The sequence below is a fragment of the Bowmanella pacifica genome (assembly GCF_014645355.1).
Taxonomy (GTDB): domain Bacteria; phylum Pseudomonadota; class Gammaproteobacteria; order Enterobacterales; family Alteromonadaceae; genus Bowmanella; species Bowmanella pacifica.
The window spans coordinates 436,522-449,856 of sequence record NZ_BMLS01000003.1 but is presented as its reverse complement, the minus strand read 5'-3'; the positions used below and the strand labels follow the sequence as shown (position 1 = coordinate 449,856).

At 49.0% G+C, this 13,335-nt stretch carries 13 protein-coding genes; 3 read left to right on the top strand and 10 right to left on the bottom strand.

Annotated elements, in window-relative coordinates:
* Positions 1-23 precede the first annotated feature (23 nt).
* The 6 genes from IEX02_RS12025 to IEX02_RS12000 all read right to left on the bottom strand — a co-directional run bounded on the left by IEX02_RS12025 (position 24) and on the right by IEX02_RS12000 (position 5,572).
* Positions 24-1,268 carry an adenylate/guanylate cyclase domain-containing protein gene (locus IEX02_RS12025; protein WP_188695231.1) on the bottom strand — a complete coding sequence of 415 codons (1,245 nt, stop codon included), beginning with the start codon at positions 1,266-1,268 and terminating at the stop codon, positions 24-26.
* A 118-nt stretch (positions 1,269-1,386) separates the two neighbouring features.
* Positions 1,387-2,760: an adenylosuccinate lyase gene (purB, locus tag IEX02_RS12020; protein WP_188695228.1), complete on the bottom strand. Its 1,374-nt coding sequence runs from the start codon at positions 2,758-2,760 to the stop codon at positions 1,387-1,389.
* 13 nt (positions 2,761-2,773) lie between these two features.
* Positions 2,774-3,403 (bottom strand): high frequency lysogenization protein HflD, encoded by a 630-nt coding sequence (gene hflD / locus IEX02_RS12015; protein WP_188695225.1) that lies wholly within the window; start codon positions 3,401-3,403, stop codon positions 2,774-2,776.
* Position 3,404: 1 nt separating this feature from the next.
* Positions 3,405-4,505, bottom strand: coding sequence for a tRNA 2-thiouridine(34) synthase MnmA (gene mnmA / locus IEX02_RS12010; RefSeq protein WP_188695222.1), 1,101 nt, complete (start codon positions 4,503-4,505; stop codon positions 3,405-3,407).
* Positions 4,506-4,591: 86 nt separating this feature from the next.
* The gene (locus IEX02_RS12005) at positions 4,592-5,035 is read right to left on the bottom strand and encodes an NUDIX hydrolase (RefSeq protein WP_188695219.1); all 444 of its coding nucleotides are present in this window, start codon (positions 5,033-5,035) and stop codon (positions 4,592-4,594) included.
* The gene (locus IEX02_RS12000; protein ID WP_188695216.1) at positions 5,036-5,572 is read right to left on the bottom strand and encodes a pseudouridine synthase; all 537 of its coding nucleotides are present in this window, start codon (positions 5,570-5,572) and stop codon (positions 5,036-5,038) included.
* Between the two features lie 329 nt (positions 5,573-5,901).
* Between IEX02_RS12000 and IEX02_RS11995 the strand changes: the two genes are divergently transcribed.
* Entirely contained in the window at positions 5,902-8,127 is a 2,226-nt protein-coding gene (locus tag IEX02_RS11995; protein ID WP_188695213.1) for an NADP-dependent isocitrate dehydrogenase, read from the top strand.
* A gap of 272 nt (positions 8,128-8,399) precedes the next feature.
* Here IEX02_RS11995 and cspD read toward each other — a convergent pair whose 3' ends face one another.
* Positions 8,400-8,618 carry a cold shock domain-containing protein CspD gene (cspD, locus tag IEX02_RS11990; protein ID WP_188695210.1) on the bottom strand — a complete coding sequence of 73 codons (219 nt, stop codon included), beginning with the start codon at positions 8,616-8,618 and terminating at the stop codon, positions 8,400-8,402.
* Positions 8,619-8,826: 208 nt separating this feature from the next.
* On the opposite strand from cspD, the gene clpS reads away from it, so the two are divergent.
* Together clpS and clpA are read left to right on the top strand one after the other, a co-directional pair.
* Complete coding sequence (gene clpS / locus IEX02_RS11985; RefSeq protein WP_188695208.1) at positions 8,827-9,141, top strand: ATP-dependent Clp protease adapter ClpS; 315 nt, start codon at positions 8,827-8,829, stop codon at positions 9,139-9,141.
* 30 nt (positions 9,142-9,171) lie between these two features.
* Positions 9,172-11,436: an ATP-dependent Clp protease ATP-binding subunit ClpA gene (gene clpA / locus IEX02_RS11980; protein ID WP_188695205.1), complete on the top strand. Its 2,265-nt coding sequence runs from the start codon at positions 9,172-9,174 to the stop codon at positions 11,434-11,436.
* Between the two features lie 50 nt (positions 11,437-11,486).
* Here the strand turns inward: clpA and infA are convergent, their stop codons facing one another.
* From infA to aat, 3 genes are all read right to left on the bottom strand, one after another.
* Complete coding sequence (infA, locus tag IEX02_RS11975; RefSeq protein WP_008844395.1) at positions 11,487-11,705, bottom strand: translation initiation factor IF-1; 219 nt, start codon at positions 11,703-11,705, stop codon at positions 11,487-11,489.
* 219 nt (positions 11,706-11,924) lie between these two features.
* Entirely contained in the window at positions 11,925-12,620 is a 696-nt protein-coding gene (locus tag IEX02_RS11970) for an arginyltransferase (protein ID WP_188695711.1), read from the bottom strand.
* Entirely contained in the window at positions 12,617-13,333 is a 717-nt protein-coding gene (gene aat, locus IEX02_RS11965) for a leucyl/phenylalanyl-tRNA--protein transferase (RefSeq protein ID WP_188695202.1), read from the bottom strand. Before aat ends, IEX02_RS11970 begins: the two co-directional genes overlap by 4 nt.
* Positions 13,334-13,335 lie beyond the last annotated feature (2 nt).

Genomic DNA, 13,335 nt, shown 5'->3' with positions numbered 1-13,335 from the left:
TCTAAGATTTGACTAAAAAATAGTCAATCCCGTGATTGGTCTGATGTGTTTCGTGGGCCAATCAGCCAATAAGTCTGGCAAGTTTCCATTCCCCGAACATGGAGCTTGCCTCGAGGTTCAAATATAAAGTTGTGCTTGCTGAGGCGATAGGTGTGCTCAGAGACTTGAACCCTATGGCTTTGCCCTTGGCTTTCCATACGGGATGCCAAGTTCACGCTATCGCCCCACAAATCATAACTGAACTTGTGTTTACCTATGACCCCTGCGATTAGCTGCCCGCTGTTAAGCCCAATGCGTAACCCCTTATCTATATGATGCCGTACATTGACTCGGGCAAAGGTTAACTGCATTTGCAGCGCACAGGCGCAGGCCTGCTGGGCATGATCCGCGCGGTGTATGGGCACGCCGGATACCGCCATGTACTCATCACCATTGGTTTTTATTTTCTCCATATTGAACTGCTTCAGCAGTTGATCAAATTCGCTGTACAGATCATTCAGATAATTCACTACGGCTTCGGGGGCTCTGCTGTTAACAATGTCGCTGAATCCTTCTATGTCGGCAAACAGCACGGTGGCACTGGCAAAATGTTCTGCCACAGGCTTATTTGAGTCTTTCAGACGCTCGGCAATAGGATCGGGGAGCACGTTAAGCAACAGGTTTTCCGAGCGACGTTGTTCGTTGGCGATGTGTGTCCAGCTTTTGGCATGATCTAAGAAAACATGATAGGTACATAACATGCAGATAAGCGGAAACGTCAGGTTGGTAAGTTGCTTAACGGTTTGCTGATAGTTCAGGGTTATGTCCAGTAACGGCGCGAGCTGAAAAGATTCGAGTAAGAAAAAGCCCAGTGTGTAGCTACCCGAGGCTAGCAGCAACAAGGCGGTTTCTTCCCGGTAAAACAAGAAAGGCACGGTCAGAAAACCCAGGATCAGAAACCAGTGGCTGGCACTGAGATAGCCCAGGTGTAAACTGGTCAGGCAGATAAAGCTGGCATAGCCGCCAATAAGGATACGGCGGGCGAGCCTGGTATAACCGATACTGCTGCAAACCGGTACCAGTGGGCAGAGGATAGCGTGAAATAACAGGATAAGTGTTTGCACATCGCCCCCTTGCTGCCAGTAAAACAGATGCAAAGGAAAGTGCAGTAGCATGACACAAAAGAGTACAAGGGAAATTAGGTTGGTTAAACGCACTGGGCTGATATTCTTGCAGGCACTTCGTTGAATGCCGGCCCATATCCAGGTTTTAAACAGTGCGGTGATCATGCCAAGCTCCTTATGGCTGTTCGTTCCGTATACTGCGTGGAAAAGGATAGTCCTTGTGCTAAATAAAAACGCCCGGTTTCCCCGGGCGTTTAAGTATAGTTGCTATTAATGGCGTCTGTTAGCCAACCAGTTGCTCAACCAACTCGACGGCGCGGCCAATGTAACCTGCTGGTGTCCACTGTTTTAGCTCGGCTTTTACCTCATCAGGCAATGCCAGCCCGTCAATAAATTCGGCCATCATTTGTTGGTTAACCCGCTTGCCGCGCGTCAGCTCTTTGAGCTTTTCATAGGGCTTTTCAATCGCATAGCGACGCATAACGGTTTGGATTGGTTCCGCCAGTAGCTCCCAGTTAGCGTCCAGTTCATTGAGCAGGCTTTGCTCGTTGACTTCCAGCTTGCTGATACCTTTTAAGGTGGCTTGATAAGCAATCAGGCTGTAGCCCATGCCCACGCCTAGATTACGCAGCACGGTGGAGTCTGTCAGGTCGCGCTGCCAGCGGGAAACCGGCAGTTTGGCGGCCAGATGGTCAAAAATAGCATTGGCCAGACCCAGGTTACCCTCTGAGTTTTCAAAATCGATAGGATTAACCTTGTGCGGCATAGTGGACGAACCAATCTCGCCAGCCACGGTTTTTTGCTTGAAGTGGCCCAGCGCAATGTAGCCCCATACGTCGCGGTCAAAGTCGATCAATATGGTATTAAAGCGTGCTACCGCATCAAAAAGCTCGGCAATGTAATCATGGGGTTCTATCTGTGTAGTGTACGCGTTCCACACAATACCTAAGCTTTCTACGAACTCTTTGGAAATACCCGGCCAGTCAAGGGCTGGATAGGCAGAGAGGTGAGCGTTGTAGTTACCTACGGCACCATTTAGCTTACCCAGCAGCTCCACACTGGCGATTTGCTCACGCTGGCGCTGCAAACGAACCATAACGTTCGCCATTTCCTTACCCATAGTGGTAGGTGAGGCGGGCTGACCGTGAGTACGAGCCATCATGGGAATGGTTTTGTATTCCAATGCTAAACGACGCAATTCACTAATCAGTTTGTCACAGTAAGGCAGAATTACCTGGCTACGCGCTTCATTGAGCATCAGGGCATGGGACAGGTTATTGATGTCCTCTGAGGTACAGGCAAAGTGAATAAATTCACTGACAGCACTGAGTTCTGCGTTGTTCGCGACTTTTTCTTTAAGGAAATACTCAACCGCTTTAACGTCATGGTTGGTGGTGCGCTCGATTTCTTTGACTCTGGCCGCATCGGCTTCGCTGAAATCGGCCACGATAGCATCCAACAGGGCATTGGCTGCATCGCCGAATGCGGGGACTTCTGGCAAGGCGTCAATGCTGGCGAGTTTTTGCAACCAGCGAACTTCTACCTGAACCCGGTATTTGATCAGACCAAACTCGCTAAAAATGCCGCGAAGTTCCAGGGTTTTGCTGCCATATCGTCCGTCTACCGGGGAAATGGCTGACAATGCAGAGAGTTCCATGTGTGGCTCCTGATTAATGATTTATACGTTTGAGCGCCTTCTCGGCGTTTTCCAATACGTTGCGACGGCTGAGCAGAATATGGCGACGTTTGCCACCTAACTGACGCCAAAGCACCGCGGAACGAATACCGGCCAGCAACAAAGCTCTGACTCTGTGCTGAATGGCGGTTTGTTTTAACAGATTAGGGTCGCCGGCGACCTGAATACGTGGCCCGATGGGACTGATAACATCAGAATAAATGCGCGCCATATTGGCCAGCATAGGCTCATCGGTCAGCGCATACAGGCTTTGCTGACGCTTGATATGATCGATACGTTCACCCAGTTCGGCCAGCTTATTTGGTTGCTTGGCCAATTTACGTTCGAGCCCCAGGATGCTGGCAATATAGCGGGTGATCTCGGCGTCTTTGGCAACGGCTTTATTGGAGAGCTGCGCTTCGAGGGTGACAAAACCCAAGCGCAAATTGGCTAGGTTTCCGTAGATCTCTTCGATGCTTTGCGGGTCGGTGATCACCAAGCTTTGAATACTGGCAACAAAGGCACCGTCATCCCCATGACCCTTGCGGGCAAATTGCTGCACCAGGGCTGCTGATTGGCAAACCGCAGCCAGGGCCAGACTCTTGTCAAAATCTCTGTCGTTCATATTAACGAATGTAGCTCTCGATAATGCCGCCGCCCAGGCAGACGTCGTTCTGGTAAAATACAGCTGACTGGCCCGGTGTTACAGCTTTTTGCGGCTGGTCAAATAGCACCTGCAACTGGCCGTCAGGCAGTGGCGTGACCTCACAGGGTATATCCTGTTGGCGATAACGGGTTTTCACCACACAACGTAAAGCTGACTGTGGGCCTTGTCTGTCCACCCAATCTAATTGTTTGGCGATAAGCCCTTTGGAATATAAGCGTGGATGATCATCACCCTGGCCGACGATCAAAACATTACGGGCCACGTCTTTATCCACCACATACCAAGGTTGCTCACCGTGATCTTTCAAGCCACCAATATGCAGACCTTTGCGCTGGCCTAACGTGTGGTACATCAGACCGTCATGCTCACCGATGACATCACCTTCAGTGGTTTCAATTTTACCGGGTTGGGCGGGCAGATAACGGCCCAGAAAGTCTTTAAACTTGCGCTCACCGATAAAACAAATACCGGTACTGTCTTTCTTATCATGGGTGATCAGACCTTGTTCGGCCGCAATTTCTCGCACCCGGGGCTTTTCGATATCGCCAATAGGGAACAAAGTGTGCCCCACTTGCTGCTCGCTCAGTGTGTAGAGAAAATAGCTTTGGTCTTTGTTGTCATCCAGGCCGCGCAGTAGCTGCCAATGACCGTCTTGCTCACGGCGACGCACATAGTGGCCGGTGGCAATATAATCGGCGCCCAGATCTTCCAGGGCGAATTCCAGAAAGGCCTTAAATTTAATTTCCTTGTTGCACATAATATCCGGATTGGGTGTGCGACCGGCTTTGTATTCAGCCAGGAAATATTCAAAAACATTATCCCAGTATTCGGCGGCGAAATTGATGGTACGAAGCTTGATACCCAGCTTATCTGCCACGGCTTGGGCGTCTTTCAGGTCTTCTGCTGCTGCGCAATATTCGGCATCGTCGTCTTCTTCCCAGTTTTTCATAAACAGCCCTTCCACCTGATAGCCTTGCTGTTGAAGCAAATAGGCTGAAACGGAGGAATCTACACCACCGGACATACCGACAATGACTTTAATTTGGCTGTTCTGCTGCATGGGCTTGATTAACTTGACGCTGCGCTTAATTTAAGGAGCGCGAATTCTAGCAGACTTGTCCGGCGGACGCATCTGCTATGGATGGCTTAGGGCAGATAGTGAAAATGGCTAATAGGGACCATTGTGCCTTGCTGATAATCTTCTATACAGCGCAGTACCATGGGCGAGCGTAGTTGGCTTCGGCGTTGTTTGATGTCATCCAGGCTTAACCAATGGCAAGCCAGAATTTGTGGGTCTTGTGGGGCGGTTGTGACAGGATTTTCAAGCTTGAGGGCAAAGCAGAAGCGTAAAAAGGTCAAATTTTCTCGTTCTACCGGGTACAGATAGGTTCCCACCAGACCCGCAGGGGGGAGATCCAGACCGGTTTCCTCCCGCAGTTCGCGCCTGGCTGCATCCGGAATTGATTCTCCCGCTTCTAAATGACCAGCAGGCTGGTTGAACACTCGTCTGCCGTTAATGTTTTCTTCAACCAGCAGGTATTTGCCTTGGGCTTCTACTACACAGGCGACGGTGACATTAGGTTTAAACACTTAAATCTCCAAAAACTGACCAGGAGCAACCCCATCTAAGGTCCAACTCCCTACCCGATAACGAATCAAACGCAGGGTTGGGTAACCGACATGGGCGGTCATACGGCGCACCTGGCGGTTGCGTCCTTCGCTTATGCTGATGGACAGCCAACTGGTGGGGATAGACTGGCGAAAGCGTACCGGCGGATTGCGTGGGCATACTTCAGGTTCGGCCATCATGGCCACTTTGGCTGGCTGCGTCATACCATCTTTAAGCTGTACTCCATCCCGCAGCGCCTGCAGTGCTTTATCATCGGGTATGCCTTCCACCTGCACCCAATAGGTTTTACTGGTTTTGCTCTTTGGATGGGCCAGCTTGTGCTGAAGCTGGCCGTCATTGGTTAGTACCAGCAGGCCTTCGCTATCCATATCCAGTCTGCCGGCCGCATACACGCCGGGGATATCGATATAATCTTTCAGCGTTTGGCGACCTTCCTGATCGGTAAATTGGCAAAGCACGCCATAGGGCTTATTAAATAACAGGGTTCGAGTGTGCATAACCTATAAGGAAAGAATTCTTCAACTGGGCGAGATTGGCTTTATTATCCGGGTGCTCAGCGCCCAGTCAACCAAGCCTTTACTGAAGTAAAACAGGCGTTTGGATTATGCTGTTTGGCAGTTATATACCCAAGTAGCACTTGTACTCGGCGGTTTTGGCCATATATGATTCAGACACTTTTTTGCGGGAAGCATGCTTCCCGATGCCATGGTGGGGATGTGGCCCGGTCATGTTGGAACCGGGTTTTACAGCAGGAGATAACGAGTGGCCCCTGTCGCCCCGTAATGTTCCAACCGGCCGCATCCAGCCGTAACAACAGAGGTATCACATGACAAGCAAGTCAAAAATAATTTACACCAAGACCGATGAAGCTCCGGCTCTTGCAACGTATTCTTTGTTGCCCATTATCAAGGCATTCGCGTCAACGGCAGATATCGAGGTTGAGTTAAGCGATATTTCTTTGGCTGGCCGCATGTTGGCAGCGTTCCCCGAGTACCTGAAGGATGAGCAAAAAGTGCAAGACGCACTGGCTGAACTGGGCGAAATGACGCAGCACGCTGATGCCAATATTATCAAGCTGCCTAATATCAGTGCCTCTATTCCTCAGCTTAAAGCCGCCATTAAAGAATTGAGAAGCAAAGGCTTTATGTTGCCTGAGTATCCAGAAGAGCCAAAAAATGATGACGAGAAAAGCATCAAGGCGCGTTATGGCAAAATCCTGGGTAGTGCGGTAAACCCGGTACTGCGTGAGGGTAACTCCGACCGCCGTGCGCCTACCGCGGTTAAAAACTACGCCAAGACGCATCCACACTCCATGGGCGCCTGGAGCCAGGCTTCACGCACACACGTAGCGCACATGCGCGGTGGTGATTTTTACTCTCGTGAGAAGTCAGTGACAGTGGACAAAGCTGGCTTTGTTCGCATTGAGCACACCGACAAGCAGGGTAACAAGACCGTACTTAAGCCTCGTATTGACCTGTTGGCCGGTGAAGTCATTGATGGCATGTACATGAGCAAGAAAGCCTTGTGCAAGTTCTTCGAGGAACAAATCGAAGATGCCAAGCAAACGGGTATTTTGTTCTCACTGCACGTTAAGGCAACCATGATGAAGGTGTCACACCCCATTGTGTTCGGCCACTGTGTAAAGGTGTTCTACAAAGACTTGTTTGAAAAATACGCCGACCTGTTTGCCGAGTTAGGCGTGAACGCTAATGATGGTCTGGGCAGTGTTTATGATAAGATTGCCAGCCTGCCAGAGTCTCAACGTAGCGAGATAGAGCGTGATATCAACGCCTGTTATGCTGACCGTCCACCTATTGCCATGGTGAACTCAGACAAAGGTATTTCCAACCTGCATGTTCCCAGTGACGTGATTGTAGATGCTTCTATGCCTGCCATGATCAGAAGCTCTGGTCAGATGTGGGGACCGGATGGCAAGCCTTATGACACCAAGGCTGTGATTCCAGAGAGTACTTACGCCACTATCTATCAGGAAGTCATTAACTTCTGTAAGACTCACGGTGCGTTCGATCCTACCACTATGGGTACGGTACCTAACGTAGGTCTGATGGCGCAGAAAGCTGAAGAGTACGGTTCGCATGACAAGACCTTTGAAATCAAGTCTGACGGTACTGTGCGTATCATCGATCAAGACGAAACTGTACTGATCGAACATGAGGTGGAAGAAGGCGATATCTGGCGTATGTGTCAGACCAAAGATGCGCCAATCCGCGACTGGGTGAAACTGGCGGTAACCCGTGCACGTCAATCCGGTATGCCAACGGTGTTCTGGCTGGACGATGAACGTGCCCATGACATCCAGTTGATCAACAAAGTGAATACCTATCTGCAAGAGCACGATACCAATGGCCTGGATATTCAGATCATGTCTCCGGTTCGCGCTATTCGCTACAGCATGGAGCGTTGTATCCGTGGTCTGGATACCATTTCCGTAACAGGTAACGTTCTGCGTGACTATCTGACGGACTTGTTCCCGATTCTGGAATTGGGTACCAGTGCCAAGATGTTGTCTATCGTGCCATTGATGGCAGGCGGCGGCCTGTTTGAAACCGGTGCAGGCGGTTCTGCGCCTAAGCACGTGCAACAATTTGTTGAAGAAGGGCACTTACGTTGGGATTCCCTGGGTGAGTTCCTGGCCCTGGCGGTGTCGCTGGAAGACCTGTCTATCAAGCAAAGCAACGCCAAAGCGGAGGTGCTGGCTAAGACCCTTGATCAGGCGACTGAAAAGTTGCTTAACGAGAACAAATCACCTTTACGTCGTGCCGGTGAGCTGGATAACCGTGGCAGCCACTTCTACTTGTCCATGTACTGGGCGGAAGCCTTGGCAAATCAAAGCCAAGACGCTGAGTTGGCGGCTAAGTTCAAACCTTTGTTTGAAGCACTGCAAGCCAATGAAGGCAAAATCCTGGCTGAAATCGATGCGACCCAAGGTAATGCTTTGGATATTGGTGGTTATTACTACCCCGAAGAAGCCAAAGTTAGTAAAGCCATGTTCCCAAGTGACGTATTTAAAGACGTGTTGGCTAAACTTTAATCGGTTTTTGCTTTTTTTCAGCCCGGCCTAGTCCGGGCTTTTTTGTGCCAACATGACAACGCCTATGACTATTCAGTGATATAAGATTTAAGAGAATAATTTATTTTAATAGCCAACTGATTGAATTAAATAAAAATTAATTTTTTATGTGTGGAATATAAATATCAGATATAAATCAGACCTAATCAGTCTATATTTAAGCTGGGGAAGGAATCGAAAAAATAAAAAAAAGCAGATACTTAGCATCTGCTTTTTTATTTCGCCGAGCCGGATTATCTTTCCGGCTCGCTCGCTAACTCGATGTTCTCTGCATGCAAGCCCTTGGGGCCTTGTTGCACTTCATACTTAACATCCTGACCCGCCTTGAGAGAACGGTATCCCTCCATCTGGATCGTAGAATAGTGAGCGAAAACATCCTCACCGCCGTCTTCCGGTACGATAAAACCGAAACCTTTTGCGTTGTTAAACCACTTAACCTTGCCAACTGCCATACTTCTGCTTCCTCTAGAGCCCTTGAACTGTCCTGTGATAATCCCCACAATGAGACTTAGGGATTAAGGTTCCCTGACTACTGCAAATTAAGGGAACCTAAAAAATGTAGATTTTTTAACCTGAATATGTCAAGGGTAAATTTAACATTTCACTAAAAAGTCAAAAATTCCCATTTAGCATTTTAATTGAACGGCTATTATTTGAAGTATGAGTAAAGACAGCATCATTAGTCATGACAAGCAACTCGAGGCGGTAAAACGTAAAGTTCAACCGCCTCCCATGTATAAAGTTTTGCTAAATAACGATGACTACACGCCAATGGACTTCGTGGTTGAAGTGTTGATGCGTTTTTTTAGTATGACAGCGGAAAAAGCAAACCAATTGATGTTGACGGTGCATTACGAAGGCAAAGCAGTATGTGGTATCTACACAGCCGAAATCGCCGAAACCAAGGTAATGCAAGTCAACCAGTACTCCAGGAAGCATCAACATCCGTTAATGTGTTCCATGGAGCCAGCTTGAATCGTCGGGCGCAGTAGTAAGGGGTCGCGTATGTTGAATAAAGATTTAGAGCAAACGTTAAATCAAGCGTTTATTTTTGCTCGCGAGCATCGTCATGAATTTATGACGGTAGAGCACTTGCTGTTGGCATTGCTCGACAACAAGGCGGCCCGTGAAGCGCTTAAAGCTTGCGGTGCCAATATTGACACCATTCGGGCCGAGTTAACCGACTTTGTTAAAGACACGACGCCGCTTATCCTAGATGGACCCGAGTCTGATCGTGAAACGCAGCCAACTTTAGGTTTCCAGCGTGTGCTGCAAAGAGCGGTTTTTCATGTGCAATCCTCAGGTAAGGATGAGGTCACCGGTGCTAACGTATTGGTGGCAATTTTCAGCGAGCAGGAATCCCAGGCTGTTTACATTCTTAAAAAGTCGGACGTAACCCGTCTTGATGTGGTCAATTTTATTTCCCATGGTGTCTCTAAGTCTGAGGAAGATCGCCCGGCGCAAAGCGAACGGGAGGATGAACCGAATGAAGTGGAAGAAGGCACCTCGACCCTGGATAAGTACTCAAGCAATCTTAACCTGCTGGTAAAGGAAGGTAAGGTCGATCCGTTGATTGGACGTGATATGGAACTTGAGCGAACCATTCAGATTTTGTGTCGCAGACGCAAAAATAACCCGCTGTTGGTGGGGGAGGCTGGCGTAGGGAAGACCGCCATTGCTGAAGGGTTAGCGTATCGTATCGTGCAAAAAGAAGTGCCTGAGGTGATCGCCGATGCCACCGTTTATTCGCTGGATCTTGGTGGTTTGCTGGCAGGTACAAAATATCGCGGTGACTTTGAAAAACGCTTAAAAGCAATTCTCAAAGAGTTAGAGCGTGATGAACATGCCATTTTGTTTATCGACGAGATCCATACCATTATCGGCGCGGGTGCCGCATCGGGTGGTGTTATGGATGCGTCTAATTTGCTCAAGCCGAAGCTGTCCAGTGGCGAGCTGCGTTGTATTGGTTCTACCACGTATCAGGAATACCAGGGGATCTTTGAAAAAGACCGCGCCCTGGCCAGACGTTTCCAGAAAATTGATGTGATAGAGCCGAGCGTCGACGACACCACTAAGATTCTGATGGGCTTGAAATCACGCTACGAAGAGCATCATGGTGTGCGCTTTACCCACAAAGCGGTGCGTGCCGCTGCGGAGTTGTCGGCAAAGTACATTAATGAGCGTCATTTGCCCGATAAGGCCATTGATGTAATTGATGAGGCAGGAGCCAGCCAACGCTTGTTGCCGGTGTCCAGACGCAAGAAAACCATAGGTGTGGCCGAGATTGAGCAAATCATTGCCAAGATGGCGCGTATTCCGGAGAAATCGGTTTCTGCGTCGGATAAGGAAACCCTGAAGAACCTGGATCGTAACCTGAAGATGGTGGTGTTTGGCCAGGACAATGCTATCAGCACCTTGACCGACGCGATTCGTTTGTCACGCAGTGGTCTGGGTAATGAGACTAAGCCTATTGGTAACTTCCTGTTTGCCGGCCCGACCGGGGTGGGAAAAACCGAAGTTACGCAGCAGTTGGCTAAAATTATGGGCGTGGAGCTGGTGCGCTTTGACATGTCCGAATATATGGAGCGTCATGCGGTCAGTCGCTTGATTGGTGCACCGCCAGGCTATGTGGGGTTCGATCAGGGCGGCCTGCTTACCGATGCGGTGATCAAACACCCATACTCGGTTGTGTTGCTCGATGAGATAGAAAAAGCCCATAGCGATATTTACAACATCCTGCTGCAAGTGATGGATCACGGTACCCTGACCGACAACAATGGCCGTAAAGTGGATTTTCGCAATGTGGTGCTGGTCATGACCACCAACGCCGGTGTGCAAGAGACCGTTAGGAAGTCCATTGGCTTTAAGCAGCAAGATCACAGTCATGATGCACTGGCCGAGATTAACCGGATTTTCAGTCCGGAGTTTAGGAACCGGTTAGATGGCATTATTTGGTTTAACCACCTTGAGCCGGACATTATTCTTCAGGTGGTCGATAAGTTTATTGTTGAACTGCAGGTACAGTTGGATGCCAAAGGCGTCTCACTGGAAATTACCTCTGATGCCCGCGCTTGGCTGGCTGAAAAAGGCTATGACAAAGCAATGGGTGCCAGACCTATGGCCCGGGTACTGCAAGAGCACATCAAGAAGGAGTTGGCCAATCAACTGCTGTTTGGTGAATTGATCGAAGGTGGTAGTGTCAAAATCGATCTGAAAGACGATAAGTTGAATTTCGACTACAGCATGAGTGATTCAAAGGCGGAAGCCTGATAAATGCAAAAGGCCCGTTATACGGGCCTTTTTTATCTCTGCGCTAAGCATTAACGCGCGCGGTAGATAATACGTCCTTTAGTCAGATCGTACGGGGTCATCTCGACTGTGACTTTGTCGCCGGTGAGAATACGGATATAGTTTTTGCGCATTTTGCCAGAGATGTGCGCGGTAACCACGTGACCGTTTTCAAGCTCAACACGAAACATAGTATTTGGAAGGGTGTCCAATACCGTGCCTTCCATCTCAATACAGTCTTCTTTCGCCATCTAAAAAAATTACCTTTGTTTATCGCTATTTACTTTCCGACCTAAGAATAGACTTAAGCAGAATGTGATGAAAAATCTGAATTCCTGGGGGTAAAGTCGTTTTACCTGATGATTCCTTTTTTACCGAGGAACATGTTCTACCCGGTACCCAGAGAAACGCCGCGCAGATTTTGCCCAAATATACCGCCACTGTAAAGCGTACTCTGTGTTTTTTTATGTTTAGCGGCCAGAATCTATCCGATACCAGTTGCCTTGAATGAACTTTTCATGGGGAAAAAATTTGGCCTTGTAGTTCATTTTACTGCATGCATCGATTTGATAACCCAAATAAAGATGTTGTTTTCCCAGTGCCTGCGCTATCTCGATCTGGCGCAAAATCGCCAAGGTTCCCAAGGATAAGTGGGCCAGTTCAGGAGCAAAATAGGTGTACAGCGCTGAAAGCGCATATTGGGTTTGGTCGGTAATGGCCACGGCAACTAATTGCTGTGCCTGCCATAACTCAACAAATAGCGGTGAGCCCCAAGGGGCTTGAATAAACTGTTGGTACTGCTCCTTTGAGGGGGGATACATGCTGCCATCGGCATGACGGGCCTCGATGTAGCGCTCGTAGAGCGGATAATAGTTAGGTTGATCCTGATATGACAAACTGTGTGTGATCCCATGCGCAGTTTTGGCTATGCGTTTTTGACCTCGACTGGGCTGAAAACTTGCCACTGGAATACGCAGAGACTGGCAGGCAGAGCACTGCGGGCAATGGGGACGGTAAACATGTTCGCCGCTGCGTCGAAAGCCGGCATTCAGCAACGCATCATAATTTAGTGGATTTAGGGCATGTTGTTCGCTCAGAACAATCAGTTGTTCATCTTGTTCTGGCAGGTAGTTGCAGCTAAACGGGTGGGTAAGGGCGAACTTCATGGGCATGGCTGTTTGCTAAGACATTGCGCTTGCCAGCAATCATGCGCTGGGGGCTGAGCAACCGCTTGTTGCAAGCGTTGCAGAAAATGGGCTCTGGACACTTCTTTTACTCCCAAACTAGCCAAATGCGGATTCTGTAACTGACAGTCGATAAAATGAAACTGCTTATCCTGTAGATAGTGAACCAAATGCAAGAATGCTAATTTAGAAGTGTTGCTTTGCAAATGAAACATAGATTCACCGCAGAACACGCGCCCAATGGCGACGCCGTAAAGTCCGCCAACCAAATGCTCTTCTTCCCATACTTCCACTGAATGCGCATGTCCGCCCTGGTGCAGCTTAATGTAAGCTTGGACCATGGGTTGGGTGATCCAGGTGCCATTTATATCGCGGGGAACACTTGCGCAATGATGAATAACTGCCTCAAAGGCGGTGTTCAGGGTGATCCGGTAGCGATGCGAGCGGGCCAATTTGGCCAGGCTTTTGGAACAAATAAAATCATCGAGCTCCAAAATTCCACGCGGATCGGGCGACCACCAGAGTATTGGCTCCCCTTCACTAAACCAGGGAAATATGCCGTTAGCGTAGGCCAGTGACAGTCGCTCAGCACTGAGGTCACCACCGAAGGCTAAGAGTCCGTTAGGATCCCTTAAGGCCATACTTGGGCTTGGAAACTGCAGTGTGTTGTCGAGCCGGTAGAAATGTTTGCTCATGA

Coding starts and splice junctions, on each gene's coding strand:
- mnmA (WP_188695222.1), bottom strand. CDS start 4,505: ATGCAGCAGAACAGCCAAATTAAAGTCATTGTCGGTATGTCCGGTGGT.
- cspD (WP_188695210.1), bottom strand. CDS start 8,618: ATGGCAGTTGGCAAGGTTAAGTGGTTTAACAACGCAAAAGGTTTCGGT.
- clpA (WP_188695205.1), top strand. CDS start 9,172: ATGTTGAATAAAGATTTAGAGCAAACGTTAAATCAAGCGTTTATTTTT.
- IEX02_RS12025 (WP_188695231.1), bottom strand. CDS start 1,268: ATGATCACCGCACTGTTTAAAACCTGGATATGGGCCGGCATTCAACGA.
- IEX02_RS11995 (WP_188695213.1), top strand. CDS start 5,902: ATGACAAGCAAGTCAAAAATAATTTACACCAAGACCGATGAAGCTCCG.
- hflD (WP_188695225.1), bottom strand. CDS start 3,403: ATGAACGACAGAGATTTTGACAAGAGTCTGGCCCTGGCTGCGGTTTGC.
- aat (WP_188695202.1), bottom strand. CDS start 13,333: ATGAGCAAACATTTCTACCGGCTCGACAACACACTGCAGTTTCCAAGC.
- IEX02_RS11970 (WP_188695711.1), bottom strand. CDS start 12,620: ATGAAGTTCGCCCTTACCCACCCGTTTAGCTGCAACTACCTGCCAGAA.
- IEX02_RS12000 (WP_188695216.1), bottom strand. CDS start 5,572: ATGCACACTCGAACCCTGTTATTTAATAAGCCCTATGGCGTGCTTTGC.
- clpS (WP_188695208.1), top strand. CDS start 8,827: ATGAGTAAAGACAGCATCATTAGTCATGACAAGCAACTCGAGGCGGTA.
- purB (WP_188695228.1), bottom strand. CDS start 2,760: ATGGAACTCTCTGCATTGTCAGCCATTTCCCCGGTAGACGGACGATAT.
- infA (WP_008844395.1), bottom strand. CDS start 11,705: ATGGCGAAAGAAGACTGTATTGAGATGGAAGGCACGGTATTGGACACC.